This window comes from Bradyrhizobium sp. HKCCYLS3070 (assembly GCF_051167575.1).
Classification (GTDB): Bacteria; Pseudomonadota; Alphaproteobacteria; order Rhizobiales; family Xanthobacteraceae; genus Bradyrhizobium.
Window position 1 is genome coordinate 1,074,875 of sequence record NZ_JBNPTI010000001.1, and the last position, 24,873, is coordinate 1,099,747.

Below are 24,873 nucleotides of genomic sequence, written 5' to 3' on the forward strand. Positions count from 1 at the left end.
CGAGAGACGATGGAGCGTATGCAGCAGACAGCCGACGTGGTCGTGCTGGGAGCGGGGATCGTCGGCGTCTCCTCCGCCTACGCCATCCGGGAGCGCGGGCTCTCGGTGGTGCTGGTCGACCGCAAGGCGCCGGGCGAGGAGACATCGTACGGCAATGCCGGCATTCTCTCCTCCGGTTCGATCCTTCCGCTCAACAAGCCCTCGCTGTTCAAGGCCCTGCCGTCCTATCTCGGCAACAAGAGCGCGGCGCTGCGCTGGGATCCGGCATGGACGCTGCGCAATGTCGAATGGGTGCTGCGCTTTCTCGCCAATGCCGTGGAGTCCCGCGTCAAGCCGCGCGCCACCGCGATGCATGGCCTGATCGGCGCGTCGCTGAAACTGCATCGCGACTGGATCGTTCGCGCCGGTGAGCCGCAGCGGATCCGCGAGACCGGCTGGCTCAAGGCGTGGCGCAGCGACGCTGTCGGAGCGGCCAAGGCGGAGCAGGCTCTCCTGGCCGAATACGGCATCAAGAGCGAGCTGCTCGACCGCCAGGGCATTTCCGCGCTCGAGCCTAATATGCTGCCGGTCTACAAAGTGGGACTGCTGCACAGCCAGACCGCGTCGGTCGACTCGCCCGGCAATGTGACGAAAGCCTATGCGCGGATGTTCGAGGGCGCGGGCGGCGTGCTGCGGCAGTCCGAGATCAGGGCGGTGCTGTCCGACGGTGAGGGCTGGCGTGTCGTGCTCGGCGACGGCGAGATTCGCGCCCGTCATGTCGTGGTTGCGCTCGGTCCCTGGTCGCCGGACATTCTCAGGTCGCTCGGCTACCGCGTGCCGATGGCGTTCGAGCGCGGCTACCACCAGGAGTTCACGCCCAATCCGGCGCGCATGCTGCACCGTCCGATCCACGACGCCGAGGGCAGCTTCCTGATGACGCCGATGGAGAACGGCGTGCGCGTCACCTCCGGCGTCGAGCTGACCGATCGCGATGCGCCGTCGAATTTCGCCCAGCTCGAGCAGGTGGTCCCGCTGGCGCGCGGCGTGGTCGAGTTCGGCGAGGCCGTGGCCCAGCCATGGCGCGGCGCGCGGCCGACCTTGCCGGATTCGCTGCCGATGATCGGGCCGGCGCCGCGCCATTCCGGCCTGTGGCTTGCATTCGGCAATCAGCATATCGGCTTCACCACGGGGCCGGCCACGGGCGCGGCGATCGCCGCGATGATCACGGGCGAGGCGCCGTCGTTCGACGTCTCCGCCTTTGCTCCGAGCCGGTATCTGTGAGGGGCCGCGACCGCGTTACGCCGGAGCTGCGATGAACTATACCTGGGATTTCGCCATCCTCGCCAAGTACAGCCATCTGTTCTGGGTGGGGCTCGGCTGGACCATGGCGTACACGCTCGGCACCATCCTGCTCGGCTCGGTGATCGGGCTCGTCGTCGGCATCGTCAGGCTGCGCCGTCCGGTCGTGATCGACTGGCTGCTGATCGGCTATATCGAGCTGTTCCGCTGCACCCCGCTGCTGGTGCAGATCATCTGGTTCTATTACGCGTTCCCGGTCGTGATCGGCGTCAACATTCCGGCGCATGTCGCCGCGGTCACCGTGCTGTCGCTCTACGCCGGGGCGTTCTATGCCGAGATCGTGCGCGGCAGCATCGAGAGCGTGCCGCGCGGGCAATGGGATGCGGCGCGCGCGCTCGGCCTGCGTCCGTGGCGGATGATGCGGCTCGTGATCCTGCCACAGGCCTTGAAGCCGATGCTGGCGCCCTACGTCAACCAGTCGGTGACGCAGTTGAAGAACACCTCGCTGGTGTCGGTGATCGCGGTGCCCGATCTCGTCTACAACGCGACGCTGATCAACGCCGACACCTATCGGCCGCTCGAGGTCTACACCATCATCGCGCTGATCTATTTCGCGATCCTGTTTCCGGCGACGCTCCTGGGCCGTCGCTTCGAGCGCGGCATGACGTACGACAAGGCGTGAGGCGATACATCATCGAATGCCTCCGTCGTTGCGAGCGAAGCGTAGCAATCCAGGGCGGCACGCGCGGTCCTGGATTGCTTCGTCGCTGCGCTCCTCGCAATGACGGTAGGAGAGAGCGTGGCTTCGCTTAGATATTAGATATTCACTTCGACCGGCACGTCCTCGGCCTTGACGCCGGCCAGCCCCAGGCCCTTGACGAACCATTCGCGCATCTGGCCGATGCCGCGGTTGTAGTCGATCCACACCGCGAGGAAGTCGCGCCAGCGCTTGTCGGCCTCGCGGCGCACGCCCATGCTGGAGGGGATCGCGACCGAGGGCGACTGCAGGATCTTGTAGGTGCCGAGATTGGGGTTCTTGGCGATCGCGGTGAGGCCCAGGATCAGCGCGTTGACGACGACGTCGACGCGGCCCGATGCCATCTCCAGCATCACCTCGTCGCGCGACTTCAGCGACTTGATGGTCGCGTTCGGCGCAAAACGGCGCGCCACCGCCTCGTTGGCCGAGCCGACGTCGACGGCGATCTTCACTTCCGGCTTGTTGATGTCGGCCCAGGTCTTGGCCTCCATCCCCTTCTTCAGCATCGCGCCGAACGGATGCGGAAACACCGTGCCGCAGAAGTCGATGACCAGCGCGCGCTGCGGCGTCGGGTTGAGCGCGAAGCCAAGATCGATCTTGCCGGCCTGCAGGTCGAGCACCGAATTGCCGTAGGTCGACTCGACATATTCGAGCTTCACGTCGAGCAGCTTGGCGATGTCGTTGGCCATCTCGATCGAGAAGCCCGACCACGTTCCGGAGGCGAGGTCCTTGTTGAAATAGGGCAGCTCGCCCGGCAGCACGGCGATGCGCAGCACCTTGTTGGCGCGGACCCGGTCGAGCGTGTTGTCGGCCGCTTGCGCCGAGGCGGGCGTCGTCGTCATGGCGGACGCGAGCGCGGCACCGGATCCGATGGCGAGCGCGTAGCGCAGCGCATCGCGGCGGTCTTCGGAAATTTTCTGATCGTCTGACGTGGTCACATAATCCTCCTGCACCAACAGGCACGGAGCGTAGCGCCGGCCTTGCACGCCAGCAACAACCATGTCGGCCTTGATAGTAAGCGGCTGGCCGTCGCGTCATGCCGAAGCGGCCGCAGGCCGTTGCTGCTCTGCCTCATTCCGATGCAGGGCTGATCAAGCTGTGATCGGTCCCGCCAGATGGAAGCGCCTTGGGACGCAAGCGCTCGGCGAGCGGCCGCAGCAACTGCGGGGCAAGGTGAATCGGGAACTGGCTCATCGCGAAATACAGCCAGGTGGTGCCCGGGATCGCGCCCTCGGTCGCCGCCAGCATCAGCCCCATGTTGCGCAGCGACACCATCATGCCGAGCGCCATGGCGCGTTCGCGGCCCGCGCCGCGAAACAGCAGCATCGTGGTACCAAGCAACAGCAAGAACACGGTGAAGGCGAGCAGTGCCAGTCCCAGCATGCGGAACGGGCTCGCGGTCAGGTCGGCCAGGAAATGAGCCATGATGGCGGAGGCGAACACGAACAGGATGAGGACGTTGACGCCATCGATCGGCGCGCGATGGCGGCGGATCGTATCGATGCCGAAGGCAAGGCGGATCGCGGCGGCCGCAGCCAGCGCGCCCGCAAGGATGGCGGCGAGCTTCAGCCCGAGCGCGGCCGGAGACAGTGACAATGTCTCGCCCAAAAACATATAGGCGAACAGCGGCGCCGTCAGCGGCACCAGCGCGGTCGAGGTCACCAGCGTGATGAGAACGAGCGTCGCGTCGAGCCCCATCAGCGCGGCGAGCGCGGGCGAGGCCATCATCGGCGAGGCCGTCCCCTGCAGCATCAGCGCGAGATACAGGTCGGGTGCTGTGGCATCGACGCCCGTGATGCGCCCGATCGAGCCGACCAGCGCCGGCACGGCGATCGTGGTCCAGGCCGTCGCGGCCACCACCAGCAGCGGGCGGCGCAGATGCGCTGTTAGCATCGCGACGTCGACGCGCATGAACGAGATGCAGAGCAGCAGGAAGATCGCGTGCGTGACGTAGGGGCGCGCCAGCTCGCCGAGCGGCGGCACGGCGATCGCCGCCAGCAGCACCGCGACGATGGCGCGGGTGCCCTGATTGCCGAGCCAGCTCAGGGCCTGCAGAGGAAAAGCGAGAGGCCCGAAGGACGGCATCTTCATTCCGAACGCTGTGAATCAATGAACGCGCGAACCATGCGTTGGCCGCGCGTTCATGCAAAGTCACATCTGGTTACGGACGATGTCGGCGCCTGCTCATCACTGCGCGCTGGAGCCGCCGACCACGATCTTCTCGTTGAGCTTGAAGTCGACGGTCTGCACCGTCTGGTCGATCTCGGCATTGGGCATGCCGAGCTGCTGCGAGATCAGCTTCACCAGAAGGTCGACGCGCTCGATGAACGGCGCGCCCGCGGCGACGGCCCGCGCGGCCGACGACGGCTTGAGCAGGCTCTCGGCCGCCTTGGCGTATTTTTCGAACGGCACCTGGTCGCTCGGATCTGCGCCGAGCTTGCGCGCGATGGCATCGACGTGCTCGTAGATCGATTTCGACTGGGCGAGATTGCCATGAACGGCATCGCGGATCGCCTGCGGCTCGCCGCGCGTGATGCAGCGATAGTTGCCGGTAAGCAGCATCGACCACTTCGCCAGCGGCACGAACAGCGAGTCGAACACCTTCAGCTTCACGGGGACGTCCTGGCCGTCGAGCCTGACTGCGTCGATGTCGCGCTCCAGCTCACGCAGCAGCGCATTGTGCTTTTCGTCCTCGAACGCGGCGGCCTTGAAGTTGGTCGGCAGGCCGACATGCAGCACGTTGGCGGCTTCCTCCGGCGGACGGAAGGCCTGCGGATCCGGCGAGCACAGCGTGACCAGCCCGGGCGTGAAGCGTTCCCACACCGCGGGATTGGTGTAGGCCTCGTCGAGGTCGACGTTGGCGAGCGCCGGGATGCGCTTGAGATAGGGCAGCGGCGGCATGTTCATGATCGAGAGGCACGGCAGCTTGGCCTCGGCGATCTTCACCATCAGCACGCGAATGGTGTGGTTGGTGTACTGCGGCTCCTGCATCGCAAGACCGACCAGGTCGTAGCGCGACAGGTCGACGCTATCGGGCGTGGCCGCGTCGAGCTTGCCCGGCAGGTCGCGCGAGAAGATCGAGCGATGCGCCGGCTCGTCGCGCAGCTTGATGCGGACTTCCGTGCCGTCGCGGTTGATCAGCTCGGCTGTCTTCTTGCGGCAGACCAGCGTCACGTTGTGGCCGGCCATCAGCAGCTTGGTGCCGAGGAGGGAGCCGTAGGAGGCCCCGAGAATCAGAATGTTGCGTGCCATACCTTGGTCGTCCCCAGAGATCGGTTCGAGATTTTGCGTTCGCGTTTCTTGTTGGCGATCCAGCCGTACCGACGAGTCCGTCAGGCGTCCGGCAGGAGCGGACGGATGCGGTAACCCATTGCCTCGGTTGCTGGCATACCAGAGCTTTCATCCCACGGAATGCGCCGTCTGGCAAGGTGCAGCGCACTCGTGCGGCATCCGGCGCGTGTCACGGTGGGCTATCCGAGCGCAGATCGACCATGCGCTTGGAGCTCGGCCGTTCAGCTCAGCGCCATATAGCGCCCCGGCTTGTGGTTGATCGCGACGTTGACGATCACGATGCCGAGGATCGACAGCGCCAGCCGGTTCACGGGGATGACGAAGAATGCGGCGATCATGATGAGGAAATCGACGGCGAGCTGGAAATAGCCGGCGCGGATCTTCCAGTGCTCCTGCAGATACAGCGCCAGAATGTTGATCCCGCCAAGCCCGGTGCGATGCCGGAACAGCATCAACAGGCCGGTCCCGGTCAGGCCGGCGCCGATTACGGTGGCATAGATCGGATCGATATGGCTGATGTCGATCCATGACGTCGTCAGCCGTGAGAACAGGGCGACGAGCCCGACCGCGACAAAGGTGCGGATCGTGAACGGCCAGCCCATGCGCCGGACGGCCAACGCATAGAACGGCAGATTGATCAGGAAGAAGCTGACGCCGAAACCATAGCCGCTGATGTAGCTCAACAGCAGCGACAGACCGGCGGTGCTGCCGACCAGCAGCACCGTCTTGCTGTAGATCAGCATGCCGAGCGACACGAACAGCGTGCCCAGCGTCAGCGCCATCGCGTCCTCGTAGAGCTTGTGCCGCTCCTGAGCGACGATCTCTGTCACGGCCTTGATCCTTGCAGGCGATGTTTCAAAGCGACTTGAACAGGCCGGCAACGCGCGCGACCTCGGCGAGCTTCAGGCCTGCAATGTTGATGCGGCCCGAGGTCGGCATGTACACGCCGTGCTTTTCGCGCAAAGTCATGACCTCGGCCGGCGTCACCGGCAGCAGCGAGAACATGCCTTCCTGGACGCCGATCGCGATCGTGTTGGACCAGCGCCCGCCGAGCGCCTCGGCAAAAGAGCGGCGCAGCGCGGCGAGGCGCTGGCGCATCGTCTCGAGCTCGCTGCTCCAGTCGGCATAGAGGTCCGGCGTGTCGAGAATCGTCTTGACGATCGCCGAGCCATGGTCGGGCGGCATCGAATAGCTGGTGCGGGCGATGGAGACGAGATTGGAGCGCGCGGTCTCGGCTGCGGCCTGTGCCGAGGCGACGGCGTAGAGCGCGCCGGTCCGCTCGCGGTAGAGTCCGAAGGACTTCGAGCAGGACACCGCCAGCAGCGCCTCGGGCACGGCCGCGACCATTGCCCGCAGGCCGGCGGCATCGCCCTCGAGACCGGCGCCAAAACCCTGATAAGCGGAGTCGATCAGCGGCACGAGGCCACGCGCGGCCATCACGGCGGTGATGCGCGCAAAGTCCTCGGTGCTGAGCGGGGCGCCGGTCGGGTTGTGGCAGGAGGCGTGGATCAGGACGGCGTCGCCGGGCGCGGCGCGCTGCAGCGCCTCCAGCATGCGGTCGAGCTGCAGCGTCTGCGACGGAACGTCGAAGTAGGGATAGGTCTCGACCTCGAGCCCCGCCGCGGCGAAGATGCCGGCGTGGTTGGGCCAGCTCGGCAGTCCGAGCCAGATCTTGCCGGTGCCGGCCTGGCGGATCAAATCGGCGGCGAGGCGGAGCGCACCCGAGCCGCCCGGGGTCTGCACGCCTGCGGCATGGACCGAGGGCGCGGGGCCGCCGACGAGCGACCACAACAGGTCGAGGAAGAGCTGGTCGCCTTCCGGCGCCACATAGCTCTTGCTGTCCTGGCTCTCCCAGATGATGCGCTCCGCAGCTTTCACAGCGCGGAAGATCGGCGAATGGCCGGCCTCGTCGCGATACACGCCGACGCCGAGATCGACCTTGTCGGCTCTCGGGTCAGCCTTGAAGATGCCGATCAGAGCGAGCAGGGGATCCTCGGGCTGGCGGGTCAAGCGGTCGAACATCGGAGCGATCCTATTGGAGGAGGGGCCTGCCAGACGGCCATAAGCCGTCCTTGCGGGCGACGGGACACTATCTCGGTTGCAGCGCAAGAACAGCGGACATTTCGGCGATGCTCCGCTTCGTTCGCTGCATGGGCGGCCGTTGCGCCCTCAGAACTTGCCCTGGCCCGCCTGAGCGAACTGAGCGACAAGCGTCAGCGACTGCCTTCTGAGCCAGAACGGGGCTCGGGAGCCGGCTGTGGGGACTCGTTGCGGATCTTGCGCGCGCGCCTGGCGGCAAGCTGTGAGCGAACCCTGCCATCGACTTTGCGGCCTGTCGCACGTTGCCATTTCCGAAGCTCGGCCGCGGTCAGGATCACTTTCACGATCCGCTCGTCCGGGCGACTGCCGATCGTGTCGATGACCTCCTGAGCGCTGGCCAGCCATTCTTCATAAGTGTCGTGCAGATCCGGGCAGATCCGCCTGATGTCCTCCCACTCTTCGGGCTTGAACCAAGCCAGCGCAATCTCCAGAGTTGGCTCCATGTTTATCCTGCTCACCTGTCCGCTCTGAATGATATCTCAAGCTCGCGGAGGCCCGAAGGTCTGACGCCTTCCGGCGAGTCAGATGCGCGGCTTGGGCGCGGGCACCCGGTCGGAGTCGCCGGAGTTCGGTTCGCCCTTGGGTTCGATCAGGAGCACCTTGACCTCCTTGGCCGCGCGCGGCCGGTGGACGACCCCTTTGGGGACGACGAACAACTCGCCGGCCTTCACCGTCCGCGACGGCTGCCCCTGAATGTCCATCTCCATCTCGCCTTCCAGGACCAGGAAGAAGTCATCCGTCGTGTCATGCTTGTGGAACGGGAATTCTCCCATGAACTTCACGACCATCACGTCATTATCGTTGTAGTCCGCGACCACGTGCGGGTCCCAATGGCCTGAGAATTGGCTCAGCTTGTCGGCGAGGTTCACGGTCTTCATGTGGGAGTCTCCTGCTGCGAGGAATGAAATGTGAGCTGTCCAGTCGTCCCGGCCGGCTTGCGCGGGATGTAGCTGCTGCTCGAGCGCGAGCAAGCCGATCTCACACGCGACGACTTCGGCCGCATGTGAGCACGACCCGCGAACTCGCGGGTCGGTGCGTTCTGAGCTCAGCGCGGTAACGCTCAGATGCCGCCGGGCCGGTCGAGCTGCTTCAGCCAGGCGCCGATGTCGCGTGCGGCGACATTGGCCTGGTCGAGCAGCTTGCCCATCGTGAAGAAGCCGTGGAATTGGCCGGGATGGTTGCGATGCGTCACCGGCACGCCGGCCTCGCGCAAGCGGCGCGCGTAGTCGTCGCCCTCGTCGCGCAGCGGATCGGCGCCGGCCGTGAGCACATAGGCGGGCGGTAGCCCGGCTAGGGTTTCCGCCTTCGCCGGGGAGGCCCGCCAATCGTGGATGTCGGCGGCACTGTTGAGATAATGGTCGCGAAACCAGCGGATCACCGAATGCGTCAGCAGCACGCTGGTCTCGGGCTCGCTGTGCGAGGGATGGCTCATCGAAAAGTCGGTGGCCGGATAGATCAGCACCTGGCCTGAGAGCTTCGGGCCCTTGCCGTCACGCGCCAAGAGCGCGACGACGGCGGCGAGATTGCCGCCGGCGGAATCGCCGCCGACGCTGAGCCCGGCGGCATCGATGCCGAGCGCGGCGGCATTGTCGGCGATCCATCGTATGGCCGCGGCGGCGTCGTCGACCGCGGCCGGAAACTTGTGCTCGGGCGCGAGGCGGTAGTCGACCGAGATCACGATCAGTTCGCCTTCGTGCGCCAGCGCGCGGCAGACCACGTCATGCGACTCCAGATTGCCGATCACCCAGCCGCCGCCGTGATAGAACACCAATCCTGGTGCAAGACCGTTGTTCTGCCGCACCGTCCTTGGCCGATAGAGCCGTGCCGGGATTGTGCCATGCGGGGCAGGGATGGCGAGGTCCTTGACGTCCGCAAGCTCGGGCGGCTCGGGATTGCTCACGACGCGCGCGGCCAGATAGTAGTCCCGCGCCTCCTGTGGTGTCAGCGTCTCATAGGCCGGCCGACCGGCCTCCTGAAATGCTTTGTAGACGGTAGCGGCATCGGCATCGAGTTGCACGGGCATTGCAAAAACCTGTCGGGTTGAAAGACGGTCAAGTTGAAGGGACGTCAGGCGGCGGTGCGGCCGCCATCGACGGTGTAGGCCGCGCCGGAGACGTAGCTGGCATCGTCGGAGGCGAGGAAGGCGACGATCGAGGCGACCTCCGCGCCCTGGCCGAGCCGGCGCGCGGGGACGCGATCGACCACCTTGTCGGCCGGAACCGCGGCGCCGCTGCGCCCTTCGATGATCGCGCTCAGCATGCGGCTCTCGATCAGCCCGGGGCAGATGCAGTTCACACGGACATTGGTGCCGGTGCACTCCCAGGACGCGCTCTTGGTCAGGCCGATGACCGCGTGCTTGCTGGCGCTGTAGACGGCGATCTGCGGCGAGCCGATCAGGCCGGCGATCGAGGCGGTGTTGATGATCGAGCCGCGGTTCTGCTTCAGCATCACCGGCAGCACGTGCTTGAGGCCGAGGAAGACGCCGACGACGTTGACGTCGAGCACGCGACGGAACGCCTCCAGCGGATATGCGGTGATCGGCTTGATCTCGCCTTCGATGCCGGCATTGTTGAAGAACACGTCGATGGTGCCGAACCGATCGCACGCTTGTCGCACATAAGCCGCGACCTGGTCCTCGTCGGTGACGTCGGCGGCCACGGCGAGCGCCTCGGCGCTCGCCGGCAGGGCGGCCGTCGCGGCGGCGAGATCGGCCTCGCGCCGGTCCACGGCGACGATGCGGGCCCCGCGCGCGGCCAGCAGCCGCATGGTCGCGGCGCCGATGACGCCGGCCGCGCCGGTAACGACGGCCACTCGGCCGTCGAGACGGATCGAATCAGACATCGATTTCCTTCCCTTTGGCGCCGGTTCCGATCCGGCTCTTGATCACGACTATCTCATTGGAAGAACCGGCTGACCAGCACGCGGAGTGCTGGCAGCTCGCCCTTCCCCCGCCGTATTCGACATGTTAACGGGAGGGCTGATCGAGAGCGGCGGATGGGTCATGACGCGATTTGATTGTCCCGAACCCCGATTCGCCTGATAAAGCCGCGCGAGATGCACCGAACAATCGTCCTGACCGGTATCGCGGCATTGCTGGCCGCCACATCCCTCACGCTGTCCGTGCCGGCGCGCGCGCAGATCGGTACCATTTTCTCCGATCCCGTTCCGCGCCCGCCGGGCAACATTCCGCGCCGTGGCGAGCCGATTCCGCCTCCCGAGGAAGAGGAGGAGATCCCGGAGCTGCCGCAGGGCCGGGTGCTGCCGGCGCCAACCCGTCCGCCGCCAGGGCAGGGCGCCGCCCTGCCGGGTCCGGTCCAATCCCAGCCGCTGGCGCCGCCGCCGGGAACGACGATCCTGCCACAGAACAATCCTCCGGTCGCGGCCGTGCCGCCACCCGGCCAGCCGGGGGCTGCGCCTGGTCAGCGGCAGGCACCGCCACGCGGCGCACCCCAGAATGCAGCGATCCCGCCGAACGGCGCGGTACCGCAGACCCCGGCCACCATCCAGCCGGGCGACGAGGTCGTGACCGAACCGCCGGCGCAGAAGATCGTCAACAAGAAGGCGAGCTTCTCCGGGCTCGACAAGATCACCGGCCGCATCATCAATTTCGACGAGGATATCGGCGAGACCGTGCAGTTCGGGGCGCTCCGGGTAAAGACCGACGCCTGCTACACGAGGCCAGCCACCGAGGCCGCCAACACCGACGCGTTCGTGCAGGTCGACGAGATCACCTTGCAGGGCGAGGTGAAGCGCATCTTCTCGGGCTGGATGTTCGCGGCCAGCCCCGGTCTGCACGGCGTCGAGCACCCGATCTACGACATCTGGCTGGTTGACTGCAAAGAGCCGCAGACCACGGTCGTCAGCGCCGCCGCGCCGGATCAGAAGCCGGCCGCGGCGCCGCAGCCTGCGCAAAAGCGTCCGCCGCAGCAGCGGCAGGCGGCGCCCAGGCCGCCATCGCCGCCGCAGCAGAATCAGACCCAGCAGGTGCCGCCACCACCGCCGCCGCCCCAGGCGGGTGGACCGTTCGGCGGAGTGTTCAGATAACCTCGCTCAGCCGCGCGCTGCGATGATCGCGAGTGCCTCGGTGCCCGAGATCGGCCGATCAACCGCCAGCCTGGCGAAATTGGAGGCAGGCCCCCTCAGGGCCTTTTCGAGCAGCACGGTGTAGCGCCGGCGCGGGATCTCGACGGCGCCGAAGGTCTTGAGGTGCTCGGTGACGTATTGGGTGTCGAGCAGCTCGAAGCCCCCGGCGATCAGCCGCGCGACGAGATGCACGAGCGCGACCTTCGAGGCGTCGCGGGTGCGGTGAAACATGCTCTCGCCGAAGAAGGCGCGGCCCAGGCTGACGCCGTAGAGGCCGCCCACCAGCTCGCCATCCTGCCAGCATTCGACGCTGTGGCAATGGCCAAGCGCGTGGAGGCCGGTGTAGAGCTCGCGGATACGCTTGTTGATCCAGGTGTCCTCGCGGCCAGGCTGCGGCTCGGCGCAGCCATCCATCACCGCCTTGAACGCCTGGTTCACGGTCACGGCGAAGGCGTCCGACCGGACCGTGCGCGCAAGGCGCGAGGCGACGCGAAAGCCGTCGAGCGGAATGACGCCGCGCAGCTCCGGCTCGACCCAGAACAAGGTCGGGTCGTCGGCACTTTCGGCCATCGGGAAGATGCCGCAGGCATAGGCACGCAGCAGGACCTCGGGCGTAATCTCGGACGCTGCAGAGTCGCGCGTATTCATGGGATCAGCATAGCAGGCCGATGCCGGGCGCGCGATGGTTGCGTGCCGGCTGCGTCGGCTCAGCCGACCGCGGCAGCCGCGGGCTTGGGAGCATCTTTTTCGAGGCGGAAGCGGACCACGATCCTGGTGCCGGCATGGCTCGGATCGGGGCCGACGGTGGCGTCGAGCTTGGTCGCCATGGCGCTGACGATGCGCTGGCCCATTCCGGTCGAGCGCGGATCGCTGGTTGCGTTGAGGCCGACGCCGTTGTCGGCGATCGACAGCACGATGTCCTCACCTGCAAGCTTCAGCTCGACATGGATCGGGCCCGGCCCATCGGGGTAGGCGTATTTGACCGCGTTCATGACCAGCTCGTTGACGACGATACCGATCGCGACCGCGCGATCCGGGTCGATCTCGACCGGCTCCGCCTTCAGGGTCAGCCGCGACATCCGGTTGCCCTCGGCCGAGCGGCGCAGGTCGTCGAGCAGCGAATCCAGATACTGGTTGAGCAGCACGCTCTTGAGATCCTGAGACGTGTAGAGGCGGCGGTGCACCTGCGCCACAGCGGCGACGCGGCCCATTGCATTGGTGAGCGCGGCCTTGACGTCGTCCTGGGTGCTGGAGTTGGCCTGAAGATGCAGCAGCGAGGCGATGATCTGCAGCGAATTGCCGACGCGATGATTGACCTCGCGCAGCAGGACCTCGCGCTCGGCCGCCAGCGCCGCGTAGCGGTCGCGTGATGCCCGCACTTCCGCCTCCGCCTCGTCGCGGGCCTTCTGCAGCCGGGCCTGGCGCACCGCGCCTTCGGCCGCGACCTGCAGCAGGGGAATGAACTCGCCCTGCACGTCCTTGACGAGGTAGTCGGCCGCGCCGGCCTTCAGGGCCGTGACCGCGATCTTGGAATCCTGTGAGGCGGTGACGAACACCACCGGCGGCGGTTCGGGCAGCGCCATGATGCGCTCCAGCGTCTCGAGTCCGTCGAAGCCTGGCATGTACTGGTCGAGCGCCACGACGTCGATGCCGCCGCGCTCCAGCCGCTGCAAGCCCGCGCTGCCGTCGGCGGCGTGTTCCACCGTGAAGCCCAATCGCTTGAGCCCGCGCTCGACCAGCCGCGCCAGCGCTGCGTCGTCGTCGATATAGAGCAGCGTGGGGGCGGCGGAGCTCATGCGGCGGGCGGAACCTGGATGACGGAGAAGAACAGGCCGAGTTGGCGAATGGCGTTGGCGAAGCTTTCGTAGTTGACCGGCTTGGTGATGTAGACGTTGCAGCCGAGTTCGTAGCAGCGCTTGATCTCCTGCGAGTCATCCGTCGTGGTGAGGATGACCACCGGCGCGCTCTTCAGGAAACTGTTCTGCTTGACCATCTTGAGGATGTCGATGCCGGTCATGTCCGGCAGGTTCAGGTCGAGCAGGATCAGCAATGCGTGCCCCTTGTGATCGAGGCCGGTGCCGTCAGCACCCAGCAGATACTTCACGGCATCTGTACCATTGGTGAACGGCTTGATCTCGTTGTTGACGCCGGACCGGCGGATATTGCGCTCGATCAGGCGGGCGTGGCCTTCGTCGTCCTCGATCATGATGATCGTCACGGGCATGGTCATCGGTCTGAGTTCCGGTTTGAGGCGTTCCAGTTGATCGGGAGCGTGATGGTGAACGTGCTGCCCTGGTCGAGCTCCGACGCGACCGACATGGTTCCGCCGAGCCGACGCACCAGCGCGCGGACATGCGCCAATCCAATCCCCTGACCCGGACGGTCCTGGGTCCCGGCGCGACGGAACAGATCAAAGATACGTTGATGATCCCTGGGATCAATCCCCCGGCCGTTGTCCGTAACCTCGAAGATGGCAAAACCGAGCTTGGTACGGGCGCGAATGGCGATGTCGCCGGGAACGCCCGGCTTGAGATATTTGATGGCGTTGTCGATCAGGTTGGAGAAGATCTGCTCCAGCGCCAGGCGGTCGCTGACGATGGCCGGCAACGGTTCCACGCGGATGGTGGTGTCGGTTTCCGCAGCCTGATGCGCCAGCGTCGAGACGATGCCCTCGATCAGCTCGCGGGTATCGATCCGCACCGGCACGAACTCGCGGCGGCCCTCGCGGGTCAGGTTGAGGATGGCCGTGATCAGCCGGTCCATCTTGGCGATCGAGGATTTGATGAAGCCGAGCGCCTCGCTGAAATCCTCCGACAGCTGCTGGTCGGCGCCTTCGAGCTCGGGCTCAGCGCCTTCCGCCGGCGGCGGCGCGTCGGAGGCCGCCCGCGCCAGCGTCGCGATCCGCCGGAAGATGTCGTTGCGCAGCTCGTCGAGCTCGCTGGTGAAGCCCATGATGTTGACGAGCGGCGAGCGCAGGTCGTGGCTCACGATATAGGCGAAGCGCTGGATCTCCTCATTGGCCTCGCGCAGGTCCGCGGTGCGCTCGTCGACGGTGGCTTCGAGGTTGAGGTTGCTCTCGCGCAGCCTGGCCTCGGCCTCGTCGCGCGCGCTGGCCGAGCGGCGCACAAGGAGCACCGAGATGATCGCGAGCAGGACGACCAGGGCCGAGCCAGTCACCGTCACGACGGTCGCCAGCTGCTGGCTGCGGTCGGCATTGGCGGTGCGCAGCACGAACAGCCGCTCTTCCTCCAGCCGCATGCGATTGGCGAGATCGCGGATGTTGATGCTGGTGTTGCCGGAAGCGGCGCTCCGCACGAGCGCGGCGGCGGCGGCGAGGTCACCCTGCGCGGCCAGCTCCTTCTCGCGCCTGAACTGGCCGAGGCGGGTGTCGATTTCGGCGCGGACCTGGCGGAGCAGCTCGACCTGGGCAGGATTGTCGGCCACGAGTGTTCCGAGCTTGTCGAGCACCGGCGCGATCGCGGTGACGGCGGCGTCGTGATCGGTCAGAAACGTATTGTCCTGGGTCAGCAGGTAGGCGCGGGCGCCGCTCTCGGCCCGGCGGACCTCGAGCAGCAGAGCGTTGATCTGGTTCTCCGCCTCGATGGTGTGCACCACCCAGGCGTTGTCTTTGCGGGCCTTGTTGACGAGCAGCACCGAGGCCGTGCTGACGACGACCAGCACCAGGAATCCCGCCGACAGCAGCAGGATTTGTCCCAGCGTGCGCCTTTGTCCAATCTCAGGCGCCACCGCTCACTCGCATGCCAATTGAAATACCTGCCCCCTCAGCGGAACCGCCGAAAGAGCAGAACGCAGTGCGGGCTGGAGGGTTCCGGCGCGTCAGTGGAATTTTGCGGTTAGCCGCTCACTCCGCCTTCTGGCCAGCGAGGTACTGTTCGAGCCAGTGGATGTGATAGTCGCCATCGATGATGGCCGGCTCGCGGACAAGGGCCCTGAACAGCGGCAGCGTGGTCTCGATGCCGTCGACGACCATCTCGTCCAGTGCGCGCCGCAGCCGCATCAGGCATTCGACCCGGGTCTTGCCGTGGACGATCAGCTTGCCAACCAGCGAGTCGTAATAGGGCGGGATCACGTAGCCCTGATAGACGGCAGAGTCGATGCGGACGCCGAGGCCGCCAGGCGGGTGGTACTGCAGGATCTTGCCCGGCGAGGGCCGGAAGGTGACAGGGTTTTCCGCATTGACGCGGCACTCGATGGAGTGGCCGTTGATGACAACCTGGTCCTGGGTCATCGGCAGGTCGCCGCCGGCGGCGATGCGGATCTGCTCCAGCACGAGGTCGATCCCGGTGATCATCTCCGTGACGGGATGCTCGACCTGGATGCGGGTATTCATCTCGATGAAATAGAATTCGCCGTCCTCGTAGAGGAATTCGATGGTGCCGACGCCGATATATTTCAGCTCCTGCATCGCCTTGGCGACGGTGTTGCCGATCTTGGCCCGGGCCGCTGCGTCAAGCACCGGGGAGGGGCCTTCCTCCCAGACCTTCTGATGGCGCCGCTGCAACGAGCAGTCGCGCTCGCCGAGATGGATGGCGCCGCCGCGGCCGTCGCCGAGCACCTGGATCTCGATGTGACGCGGCTTCTGCAGATACTTCTCCAGATAGACCGAGGCGTCGCCGAACGCCGATCTCGCCTCGTTGGCCGCTGTGGTCAGCGCCAGCTGCAGGTCGGCCTCGGTGTGGGCGACCTTCATGCCGCGGCCGCCGCCGCCGGCGGCTGCCTTGACCAGCACCGGGAAGCCGATCTCCTTGGCGATCGCCATCGCGTCGTGGTCCGGAGTGACAGCGCCATCCGAGCCTGGAACGACGGGAATGCCCAGCCGCTTGGCCGTTTTCTTGGCCTCGATCTTGTCGCCCATCAGGCGGATGTGCTCCGCCTTCGGCCCGATGAAATGCAGATTGTGGTCCGCGAGAATCTCGGCGAAGCGCGCGTTCTCCGACAGGAAGCCGTAGCCGGGATGCACGGCGTCGGCGCCGGTGATCTCGCAGGCGGCGAGCAGGGCGGGAATGTTGAGATAGCTGTCCTTCGACGGCGGCGGCCCGATGCAGACGCTTTCGTCGGCGAGGCGGACATGCATCGCATCGGCGTCGGCGGTGGAATGCACCGCGACGGTGGAGATACCGAGCTCCTTGCAGGCCCTGAGGATGCGAAGGGCGATTTCGCCGCGATTGGCGATGAGGATCTTGTCGAACATGGTGCCTCGGGCGCGAGTGGCGAGTAGTGAGCGGCGAACATGGAATGGTGGACCATTCGCTTTCGCCGTCCGCTAGTCGCGCTTATTCGATGATGACGAGCGGCTCGCCGTACTCCACGGGCTGGCCGTCCTCGACCAGGATCTGCGTCACCGTCCCGGCGCGCGGTGACGGAATCTGGTTCATCGTCTTCATCGCCTCGATGATCATCAGGGTCTGACCGACGGACACCTTGGAGCCGACCTCGACGAACGGCTTGGCGCCGGGCTCGGGCGCCCAGTAGGCGGTACCGACCATGGGAGAGGGCACCACGCCGGGATGTTTTGACAAGTCCGCGCCGGCGGCTGCCGCGGTGGCGGCTGCGACCACGGGAACGCCAGCGGCGGCTGTTCCGATGGCCGAATGGACGGCCGCCGCAACGGTCACGTTGCGGGCAACGCGGATGCGAAGGCCGGCACGCTCCAGCTCGATCTCGGTCAGGCTGGTCTCATCCAGCAGCGCTGCGAGCTCGCGAATGAGCTGGCTGTCTTCGGATTTCGCGATGGTCTTGTCGTCGGGCTGGGGCGCCATGATCTGATCCGGAACGTTGGGTGCGTGAGGACTGTGACGTCAGGCTTGCGCTAGATGTCGGTCTGCGTGACGGCTTTGGCGCCGATCTTGGCGGCGAGGCCGGTGATCGCCAGCCGGTAGCCGTCGATGCCGAAGCCGCAGATCGAGGCAAACGCGGCCTTCGCGGTGAAAGAATGGTGCCGGAAGCTCTCGCGGGCGTGAATGTTGCTGATGTGCACTTCGACGGTGGGGATCTTCACCCCCATCAGCGCGTCGTGCAAGGCAATGGAGGTATGCGAGTAGGCGCCGGCATTGAGGATGATTCCGACCGCACCGCGGCTGCGGGCCTCATGGATGCAATCCACGAGCACACCCTCATGGTTCGACTGCCGGCACTCCGCCGTCAGGCCGAAGCGCGCGGCCGTCTCGACGCAGAGCCGTTCGACGTCTGCCAGGGTGGCATGGCCATAGGTCTCCGGCTCGCGGGTGCCCAGCAGGTTGAGGTTGGGTCCGTTGAGGACATAGATCGTGTTGTGCGCGGCGTCGGCCATTCCCATCCCGGCGGTGTGGCGGCAGTGGGCGGCGTTATAGGTAACAAAGCCGCCAAGGGGAAGCCTTTCGGCAGCCGGGCCGGCTGCCCGAGGCTTGGTCCGTCAGACGAAAAAACCGTCTTAAGTGTACGAAATTGCTGGTTAACCAGGTTTGTCCACCGGGCTGCACGGGTTGCGTGTGATCGCCCTTACGTGCTCTTTGCGCAATAGAATGGGGCGGGCATTGCTGCCCGCCCCATGTCCTCATCGCCTGCCTGGTCGGGATCAGGCGTCGAGAACTGCGACGATCTCGTAGGTGCGGGGATCGATCACGATGATCTGCTCACGAACCAAGATGAAGTCGTATCCGCGCCATTCCGGATAGATCGTCACGACTTCCGCCGGGAGCCGGTGGAAGTGAACGTCGCGCGGCACCCGGGTGCCGACCGAGATGTTGAAGTTCACGTTGGTCACCGGCTCGACGCGCTGGCTGCGGATCACGCTGGTGATCTTGGTGCGCTGCTCGGTCGAGAGCTTGGCGCCGGCGCCGGCCTGTCCGGTGGTGGTCTGCGACCGGTCGCTGCCGGTCTTGGTTTCAGCGTTCGTGCTGGTGCCGCTCTTGCTGTCGCGACCCTCGGCCTTCATGTTCTTGGAGCCGGCCTTGTCGGTCTCGGAGGTCGCGCCCTTGGCATTCGGACCCTTCATGCCTTCCTCGGCGCGCTGGCCCTTGGTCGCACCGGGCTTCTGCTCGGACTGACTGGAGCGCATGTCGGACGCAGGCGAGCCGCTGTCGCGATGCATCGCGCCGCCGGGCGCGTTCATGCCACCGCTCGATGCTCCGCCGGCAGCACCACCGGTCGCACCGCCCTGCATGGCTGCGCCGCCGGACTGTCCAGCTGCGCCGCCCGCACCGCCGGTACCTTGCGCATGAGCAAAACCTGCACCCGCCAGGAGCGCGATTGCAGCAACTGATACCATCAAGCGATTGGTCATCCTCTATCCTCCTCGTATTTGCACTGCCCGCGCCGACAACGGCAGGAGGTAGGAGTCGTTCCGTGCGTCGCCGATCGTTCCGGAAAAATGTCGCAGATCGCAACTTTATGAACGGATGCTCAGGGTCATGAATGCTGCATGACGACAACAGTGATCCGTTGCGTGTCGCCGGCGACTTCGCATGAGCTACGCGCCGTGACGTTCGCGCGCGTAGCGGACGAGCGCCAAGAATCGATAGAGGCCGTGCACGAACTTGCCGTAGGGCATCGTGATGAAGAGCGCGAACACCGCACCGAGATGGAGCGCGAGCAGCAGGCCCATCGTGCTGGTCTCGCGTAGCAAGAGGAGGGCGAGCCCGGTTGCGCCGGTAAGGACGAGCATCGCCAGGAACGCGACGTCCATGGCGCGACTGCCCGCATCCATCATCGCAGGCTCACGCCTGCGCTTGGCGGTGTGGAGTCCGAGCGGACCGACCACGATGCCCAATCCGCCCAGCGTGCCGAGCACGACCGGCAGGTCCCACAACGGATAGGGCGCCTCACGGTGCAGAAGATAGTGATAGAGCGTCGCGACGCTGGTCGATGCGACGCAGAGCATGAAGCCCCAGAACGTCAGATGGTGATAGAACCGCCGGGTGTCGCGTGGCCGCTCGTCCTCGTTGTAGCAGCCGACGCCGCCGCCATCGAGATAGCGCAGGCTGGCTGCGTCGCGAACGGCGCGCAGCAGTGGACGTGGGCGCGTCAAGGTCGAGCTCGGCTCGCCGATATCATTCCAGAACGCCCGAGCGCCCATGATGAAGGCGATGATGGCCCACAGGAAGGCGGCGCCGAACAACAGCGCCATCGCGTTGTGGGGCATGAGCGCGTAGAACGAGCCGGGGCCGTGCCGGCTTGCAAACACCGCGGCGGGATCGTTGAAGGCCACGATGCCGACGATGAACGCGGCCATGCTGACCACCGCGATGAGCGACACCGCGAGACCATTGCGCCTGAACAGCGGCGCCAGCGCGCGCGGCCAGGCATAGTCGGCATAGCTCTCGTGCCGCACCCGGGCCAGAACGGAGGGGACGCGGACGTCGAACTCGTGCGGGGGGGAGAACTGGCAGTCGACGTAGCAGGCCCCGCAGGCATGGCAGAGATTGGCGAGATAGTTGAGGTCGCCGCCGGTGAAGGCGCGGCGCATCTCCATTGCCGGAAACACGGCGCAGAGTCCCTCGCAATAGCGGCAGGAATTGCAGATCGTCATCAGCCGATCCGCCTCGGTCAACGCTTCACTGCGCTGCATGTGTCGCTGCTCCCTGGCCGGCGATACGCCCGAACACGCTGCCGATCGTCATGCCGATTCCTGCGGCATAGCCGCGGCCGAGCACGTTGCCGGCCATGATCTCGCCTGCGGCGTACATGTTGTCGGCGGGACCGCCGGACTTCATCATCATCTTTGCGGCGTGATCGACCCGCACGCCGAGATAGGTGAAGGTAATGCCGGGCCGAACCGGATAGGCGTAGTAGGGGCCGCTATCGATGCGGCGCGCCCAATGCGATTTCGGCGGCGTCAGGTTCTCGGTGCGGCAATCGTCGAGGATGTCGGGATTGAATTGTCCGTCGCGCACCGATGCGTTGAAATGCGCGACGGTGGCGGTCAGCTTGTCCGGATCGAGGCCGAGCCTGCCGGCGAGCTCGGTGATGCTGGCCGCCTCGATCGCGGGGTAGAGCGACGGCATGAACAGGTTCGCCGATTTCGCGTCGAAGATGATGTAGGCGATCTGGTCCGGCTGAGCGGCAACCAAGCGTCCCCAGATCGCGTAGCGCTTCGGCCAGACGTCCTCGCCTTCGTCGTAGAATCGCTCAGCGTTGTTGTTGACGACGATGCCGAACACGACGCAGTCGAGCCGCGTGATGATGCCGCCGTCATATTTTGGTGCGCGCGCATCGATCGCCACCGCGTGGCACTGGGTCGGATCGCCGATGCTGTCGACGCCGGCGCCGAGCAGCATGTCGAGCACCGTGCCGCGATTGTTGGGCGTGCCGCGGATCAGGAAGTTGCGCGCGATCTCGCCCCAGCCCTCGACCAGCCTGTCGATGTTGGCTTCGAAGCCGCCCGCTGCCGCAACCAGCGCCTTGCCGCAGATCCGCGTCCTGGCGTCACGCTGCCGGATGATCGCAGCGTCGAAACGGGTCTCATCGATGTCGAGCCCGACGACCTCCGCCTCATACAGCACGTCGACGCCGAGCCGCTCGGCGGTGAGATACAACGCATTGAGCATGGCCCGGCCGCCGCCCAGGAAGAACGAGTTGGTCCGCCCTAAGCTCAGCGTCCCGCCGAGCGACGGCTGGAAACGCACGCCCTGTGCGACGATCCAGTCGAGCATGTCCTTGGACTCGCGGATCATCAGGCGGGCCAGTTGTTCGTTGGTCTGGCCTTCGGTGACGCGCAGGAGATCGTCCCAGAACTCGTCCTCGGTGTAGGGGCCGCTCAACGTCGCGGTCGCCGCGTCATGGGCGCAGCGCATGTTGCGGGTGTGGCGCGTATTGCCACCGCGATAGAACTTGGAGGCGGCCTCCAGCACGATGACCGAGGCCCCGGCGCGCCGTGCCGCAATGGCGGCGCAGAGGGCTGCGTTGCCGCCGCCGACCACGACGACGTCGTAGGTCAGGGGATGGTCGGCGAGATCGCTCTGATCAGTCATTGCAGGCCCTCGCGGACGCAAGGCGGCGGGGCCTGGATCGGCTTTGGTCCGCACAGCAACGCCATCGGCATGTCAGCCGTCGGCCAAGCGATGATGGATGGTACGGAAGTAAAGGCTACAGTGGGCATAGAATTAGTATGCTATTGTATACAAAAATATGCAAGATAGGCTGTTGTTCGCAACGAGATTGTGAAATGGTGACCCCATGTCCTCGGAAGCGCCATCGCTCACCATCGATCGTGACAACGTCTCTCTCGGCGAAGCGGTATTTCGTGCGCTGTGCCATGCGCTGGAGACCGGCTTCTATCGCTCCGGCGATCGGCTGCGTGAGGACGAGGTCGCCCAGAAGCTGAACGTCAGCCGGACGCCGGTCCGTGAGGCCTTCGGCAAGCTGGTGGCCAAGGGGTGGGTGCAGCCGGCTGGTGGACGCGGCCTGATCGTGCGCAGTCTCGACGAGAATGAAGTCCTCGAGCTGTACGCGATGCGGGAAATTCTCGAAGGCGCCGCCGCCCGGCTCGCCGCGCAGTATGCCGTGTCGGCCGAGATCGCGGCGCTCCGCGACATTCATGCACGCTTTGTCAGCGGGGGGGACGACGCCGCCGAGCTAGCGCGGCTGAACCGGCTGATGCACGGTGCGATCCAGCGCGCGGCGCGCAACCGCTACCTCGATGCCGCCCTCGAGGACATGCATGTCGCGACAGCGCTGCTGGGAACCACGACGTTTGCGGCCGAAGGACGTGCGGCAACTGCCGCGGCCGAGCATGGTGAGCTGATCGAAGCGATCGCGATCCGCGATCCCGATCGGGCCGAGGCGATTGCACGCGGGCACATCCGCGAGGCACTTCGAACCCGGCTCGGCATGAAGCTGAAGGGATAGGCGAGGGCGCTGCCGCCACCCGGCTGCCGCTTCGCCACCGGCTCACGGCAAAAGCAGAAGGCCGGCTGAGACAGCCGGCCTTCGATTGATCCCGTGATGGCGAGACGCTTTGGCAGAGATGCTCAGCAGCTCGCCTTGCCGCAGCGGGCCGCGCTGATCTTCTCGCGCAGGCCCTCGACGCCGACGGCGCCGATCACGACCTGCTTGCCGATCACGTAGCTCGGCGTCCCGTTCATGCCCATCTCCTCGGCGAGCTTGAAGTTTTCCTCGATCGTCGCCTTGGCCTCGGGGCTCGCCATGTCCTTCTCGACGCGCGCCATGTCGAGCCCGAGATCCTTGGCGACCGCGAGCGCATGGGCCTTGTCGGCCTGGCCGCGGCCGCCCAGCAGCTTCTGGTGGAAGTCGAGATATTTCTGCGGGGCCTGCATGCGAACGGCGACGGCGACCTGCGCGGCCTCGACGGAGCCCTGGCTCAGCACGGGAAATTCCTTGAGCACGACCTTCAGCTTCGGGTCGCTCTTCATCAGCTCCATCATGTCGGCCATCGCGCGCTTGCAGTAGCCGCAATTGTAGTCGAAGAACTCGACGAAGGTGACGTCGCCATCCTTGTTGCCGAGCACGACGCCGCGCGGCGAGTTGAAAATGGTCTCGGCGTTCTTGCTGACGCTGGCCTCGTGCTTGGCCGCCTCGGCTGCCGTCTGGCGCTTCTGCAGCTCGGCCATCGCCTCTTCGAGCACCTCGGGATGCGCGATCAGGTAGTTTCGGACGATGGTCTCGATCTCGCCCCGCTGGCTGTCGGAGAAGCTCTCCGCCGACGCGAGCTGAGGCACGCCGCAGAGCGAAAGCGCGAGCAACATCGCGGGAATGAGCGTGCGGACTGACGGCATGAAGGAGGTCCTCTGGGTCAAATGATCGGGTCCTTGTCGATGGTCGTGACGGTATCTTGATATTCTGGATCGGATGATAGCAGTAGTTCAAAACTTCAGCGGGCGCCAACCCCGCTGTCCGACAGCCTACTGGCCGGAAAGCGGCTTTGCCGTGACGATATCGTCGGCCTTGACCCAGCCTGGCGAGCCGACCGCGAAGCGGGTTTTTGCACGCGAGGCAAGCTCGCGCGCCGTCTTGTTGTCGCCACGCAGGAAGGCGGCCTGCGCCGAGGCGAGATCCGCCTCCGCATAATCGCCCTTGCGACCGTAGGCCATCGCGAGCTGGGAATAGCCGAGCGGCGCCTCGGATTCGCGCGCGACCGCCGCGCGCAAGATCGAGATCGCCTCCTCAGTGTAGGCTTTGTTCTCGGATGCCACCAAGGCCTGACCAAGTAACATCTCGATGAGCGGGGCGTTATTGGACAGGTGCACCGCCTTGCGCAGCGGGGCGATCGCCTCAGTGGGGCGGCCGCCCTCCAGCAGGGCCTGGCCGCGGACCTCGTAGAAATAGGCGTTGTTGGGTTGCACCTGGATCAGGGCATCGATCTGGCTCAGGGCGCTGCGCAGGTCGCCATGCAGGTAGGTGGAGATTGCCCTGGCGTAGCGGGCGGGCAGGCCGGTGTCCGACAATGGATAGCGCCGTGCCACCGTGTCCGGCCGTTCCATGAAGGCCGAGATCTTGGCACGGACCATGTCGTGACGGAGCTGCAATGCGGGGTCGTCCTTCTTGTCCCAATAGGGGCTTTGGCGCGCGAGGCCCTCGAGCGCCTCGACGCGATCGGCCGGCATCGGATGTGATTGCAGATAGGGGTCGGCGCCGCGCGCGGCGAACAGGCTCTCATTGGTGAAGCGCTTGAACGTCTCGTACATGCCCTTCGGCGATTGCGCCGTCGCAGTGAGGAATTTCACCCCCGCGCGGTCGGCGTTCTCCTCCTGTTGACGCTGGTACGACAACAGCGATCGGCGGATGACCTCGCCCGGGGCCGACAGCGTCGCGGCGCCGGCATTGGCAAGGCCGCTGCCGCCGCCGCGCGCGCCGACCGCGAGGGCGCCGGCGCCGAGAATGGTGGCGATGATCATCTGGGTCTGGGCGGTGGCGAGCTGCTGGCGCAGCTTGGCGAGATGGCCGCCGGCGAGATGGCCGGTCTCGTGCGCGAGAACGCCGATCAGCTGGTTCGGATTTTCCGACTGCAGGATGGCGCCGTAGTTGACGAAGATGCGGCGGCCGTCGGCAACGAACGCGTTGAAGGACGCATCGTTGATGATGACCATCTGGATGTTCTGCTTTTCGAGCCCGGCGACGCGCAGGATCGGCCGGGTATATTCACGCAGCAGCACCTCGGTCTCGGTGTCGCGCAGGATTGGCGGTCCCTTGCCTTGCTGCGCCGACGCAGGCGCGACCGGCGCCAGCGTCACGGCCGCCGCGACGACCGCGGCAAGCCCGCCGGACAGTTTCTTGCGAAGCACGATACGGAGCGACATCAGGCGATCTTTGCAATTGGCGCGAGGCGCGAGACGGGCTATTGCCCACCAAACGGCGGAATGCGGCTCATCTGCGGCGAACGAGGCCCATGGGCTGACCCCGACCGGTTC

General features: G+C 66.0%; 25 protein-coding genes. 4 read left to right on the plus strand and 21 right to left on the minus strand.

Annotated features, from left to right (window positions below; translation table 11 throughout):
• The first annotated feature begins 9 nt into the window (after positions 1 to 9).
• Both ACQR03_RS04970 and ACQR03_RS04975 read left to right on the plus strand, forming a co-directional pair.
• A complete protein-coding gene (locus tag ACQR03_RS04970) occupies positions 10 to 1,260 on the plus strand; it encodes an NAD(P)/FAD-dependent oxidoreductase (protein WP_434841002.1) in 1,251 nt (416 codons plus the stop codon).
• A gap of 31 nt (positions 1,261 to 1,291) precedes the next feature.
• Positions 1,292 to 1,960 carry an amino acid ABC transporter permease gene (locus tag ACQR03_RS04975; protein WP_315780581.1) on the plus strand — a complete coding sequence of 223 codons (669 nt, stop codon included), beginning with the start codon at positions 1,292 to 1,294 and terminating at the stop codon, positions 1,958 to 1,960.
• Between the two features lie 134 nt (positions 1,961 to 2,094).
• Here the strand turns inward: ACQR03_RS04975 and ACQR03_RS04980 are convergent, their stop codons facing one another.
• The 9 genes from ACQR03_RS04980 to ACQR03_RS05020 all read right to left on the minus strand — a co-directional run bounded on the left by ACQR03_RS04980 (position 2,095) and on the right by ACQR03_RS05020 (position 10,267).
• Entirely contained in the window at positions 2,095 to 2,973 is an 879-nt protein-coding gene (locus ACQR03_RS04980; RefSeq protein WP_315737759.1) for a transporter substrate-binding domain-containing protein, read from the minus strand.
• A gap of 133 nt (positions 2,974 to 3,106) precedes the next feature.
• Complete coding sequence (locus ACQR03_RS04985; protein ID WP_434841003.1) at positions 3,107 to 4,120, minus strand: Na+-dependent transporter; 1,014 nt, start codon at positions 4,118 to 4,120, stop codon at positions 3,107 to 3,109.
• 102 nt (positions 4,121 to 4,222) lie between these two features.
• Complete coding sequence (locus ACQR03_RS04990) at positions 4,223 to 5,287, minus strand: ketopantoate reductase family protein (RefSeq protein WP_315826854.1); 1,065 nt, start codon at positions 5,285 to 5,287, stop codon at positions 4,223 to 4,225.
• A gap of 260 nt (positions 5,288 to 5,547) precedes the next feature.
• Positions 5,548 to 6,156 carry a YitT family protein gene (locus tag ACQR03_RS04995; RefSeq protein WP_434841004.1) on the minus strand — a complete coding sequence of 203 codons (609 nt, stop codon included), beginning with the start codon at positions 6,154 to 6,156 and terminating at the stop codon, positions 5,548 to 5,550.
• A 25-nt stretch (positions 6,157 to 6,181) separates the two neighbouring features.
• Entirely contained in the window at positions 6,182 to 7,348 is a 1,167-nt protein-coding gene (locus ACQR03_RS05000) for an amino acid aminotransferase (protein ID WP_434841005.1), read from the minus strand.
• 191 nt (positions 7,349 to 7,539) lie between these two features.
• Complete coding sequence (locus ACQR03_RS05005) at positions 7,540 to 7,869, minus strand: hypothetical protein (RefSeq protein WP_315712215.1); 330 nt, start codon at positions 7,867 to 7,869, stop codon at positions 7,540 to 7,542.
• A gap of 78 nt (positions 7,870 to 7,947) precedes the next feature.
• Positions 7,948 to 8,304 (minus strand): cupin domain-containing protein, encoded by a 357-nt coding sequence (locus tag ACQR03_RS05010; protein WP_315712213.1) that lies wholly within the window; start codon positions 8,302 to 8,304, stop codon positions 7,948 to 7,950.
• Between the two features lie 182 nt (positions 8,305 to 8,486).
• Positions 8,487 to 9,449, minus strand: coding sequence for an alpha/beta hydrolase (locus tag ACQR03_RS05015; protein ID WP_434841006.1), 963 nt, complete (start codon positions 9,447 to 9,449; stop codon positions 8,487 to 8,489).
• Between the two features lie 44 nt (positions 9,450 to 9,493).
• On the minus strand, positions 9,494 to 10,267 hold the full coding sequence (locus tag ACQR03_RS05020; RefSeq protein ID WP_315712210.1) for an SDR family NAD(P)-dependent oxidoreductase: 774 nt from the start codon (positions 10,265 to 10,267) through the stop codon (positions 9,494 to 9,496).
• Positions 10,268 to 10,480: 213 nt separating this feature from the next.
• Here ACQR03_RS05020 and ACQR03_RS05025 point away from each other — a divergent pair, with 213 nt between their 5' ends.
• Complete coding sequence (locus ACQR03_RS05025; RefSeq protein ID WP_316164753.1) at positions 10,481 to 11,470, plus strand: DUF2155 domain-containing protein; 990 nt, start codon at positions 10,481 to 10,483, stop codon at positions 11,468 to 11,470.
• Between the two features lie 6 nt (positions 11,471 to 11,476).
• On the opposite strand, the gene aat is transcribed toward ACQR03_RS05025, so the two are convergent.
• The 10 genes from aat to tcuA form a co-directional block, all read right to left on the minus strand.
• Positions 11,477 to 12,157 carry a leucyl/phenylalanyl-tRNA--protein transferase gene (aat, locus tag ACQR03_RS05030; RefSeq protein WP_434841007.1) on the minus strand — a complete coding sequence of 227 codons (681 nt, stop codon included), beginning with the start codon at positions 12,155 to 12,157 and terminating at the stop codon, positions 11,477 to 11,479.
• A 59-nt stretch (positions 12,158 to 12,216) separates the two neighbouring features.
• Entirely contained in the window at positions 12,217 to 13,305 is a 1,089-nt protein-coding gene (locus tag ACQR03_RS05035) for a sensor histidine kinase (protein WP_315712206.1), read from the minus strand.
• Positions 13,302 to 13,739 carry a response regulator gene (locus tag ACQR03_RS05040; protein ID WP_172109443.1) on the minus strand — a complete coding sequence of 146 codons (438 nt, stop codon included), beginning with the start codon at positions 13,737 to 13,739 and terminating at the stop codon, positions 13,302 to 13,304. The genes ACQR03_RS05035 and ACQR03_RS05040 overlap by 4 nt, the downstream gene beginning before the upstream one ends.
• A complete protein-coding gene (locus tag ACQR03_RS05045) occupies positions 13,736 to 15,256 on the minus strand; it encodes a sensor histidine kinase (protein WP_316184967.1) in 1,521 nt (506 codons plus the stop codon). The genes ACQR03_RS05040 and ACQR03_RS05045 overlap by 4 nt, the downstream gene beginning before the upstream one ends.
• A gap of 115 nt (positions 15,257 to 15,371) precedes the next feature.
• Positions 15,372 to 16,721 carry an acetyl-CoA carboxylase biotin carboxylase subunit gene (accC, locus tag ACQR03_RS05050; protein WP_315712202.1) on the minus strand — a complete coding sequence of 450 codons (1,350 nt, stop codon included), beginning with the start codon at positions 16,719 to 16,721 and terminating at the stop codon, positions 15,372 to 15,374.
• A gap of 82 nt (positions 16,722 to 16,803) precedes the next feature.
• Positions 16,804 to 17,289 (minus strand): acetyl-CoA carboxylase biotin carboxyl carrier protein, encoded by a 486-nt coding sequence (accB, locus tag ACQR03_RS05055; RefSeq protein WP_316164755.1) that lies wholly within the window; start codon positions 17,287 to 17,289, stop codon positions 16,804 to 16,806.
• Positions 17,290 to 17,339: 50 nt separating this feature from the next.
• Positions 17,340 to 17,819: a type II 3-dehydroquinate dehydratase gene (gene aroQ / locus ACQR03_RS05060; RefSeq protein WP_315712200.1), complete on the minus strand. Its 480-nt coding sequence runs from the start codon at positions 17,817 to 17,819 to the stop codon at positions 17,340 to 17,342.
• A gap of 264 nt (positions 17,820 to 18,083) precedes the next feature.
• Entirely contained in the window at positions 18,084 to 18,791 is a 708-nt protein-coding gene (locus ACQR03_RS05065; protein ID WP_315826861.1) for a DUF1236 domain-containing protein, read from the minus strand.
• Positions 18,792 to 18,977: 186 nt separating this feature from the next.
• A complete protein-coding gene (gene tcuB, locus ACQR03_RS05070) occupies positions 18,978 to 20,075 on the minus strand; it encodes a tricarballylate utilization 4Fe-4S protein TcuB (RefSeq protein ID WP_434841008.1) in 1,098 nt (365 codons plus the stop codon).
• Complete coding sequence (gene tcuA / locus ACQR03_RS05075) at positions 20,062 to 21,477, minus strand: FAD-dependent tricarballylate dehydrogenase TcuA (RefSeq protein ID WP_316173741.1); 1,416 nt, start codon at positions 21,475 to 21,477, stop codon at positions 20,062 to 20,064. The genes tcuB and tcuA overlap by 14 nt, the downstream gene beginning before the upstream one ends.
• Before the next feature lie 205 nt (positions 21,478 to 21,682).
• Here tcuA and ACQR03_RS05080 point away from each other — a divergent pair, with 205 nt between their 5' ends.
• The gene (locus ACQR03_RS05080; RefSeq protein WP_434841009.1) at positions 21,683 to 22,354 is read left to right on the plus strand and encodes a GntR family transcriptional regulator; all 672 of its coding nucleotides are present in this window, start codon (positions 21,683 to 21,685) and stop codon (positions 22,352 to 22,354) included.
• Positions 22,355 to 22,476: 122 nt separating this feature from the next.
• Here ACQR03_RS05080 and ACQR03_RS05085 read toward each other — a convergent pair whose 3' ends face one another.
• The gene (locus tag ACQR03_RS05085) at positions 22,477 to 23,241 is read right to left on the minus strand and encodes a DsbA family protein (protein WP_315712195.1); all 765 of its coding nucleotides are present in this window, start codon (positions 23,239 to 23,241) and stop codon (positions 22,477 to 22,479) included.
• A 126-nt stretch (positions 23,242 to 23,367) separates the two neighbouring features.
• Positions 23,368 to 24,762, minus strand: a complete 1,395-nt coding sequence (locus ACQR03_RS05090; RefSeq protein ID WP_315751694.1) for a M48 family metalloprotease — start codon at positions 24,760 to 24,762, stop codon at positions 23,368 to 23,370.
• Between the last annotated feature and the right edge of the window lie 111 nt (positions 24,763 to 24,873).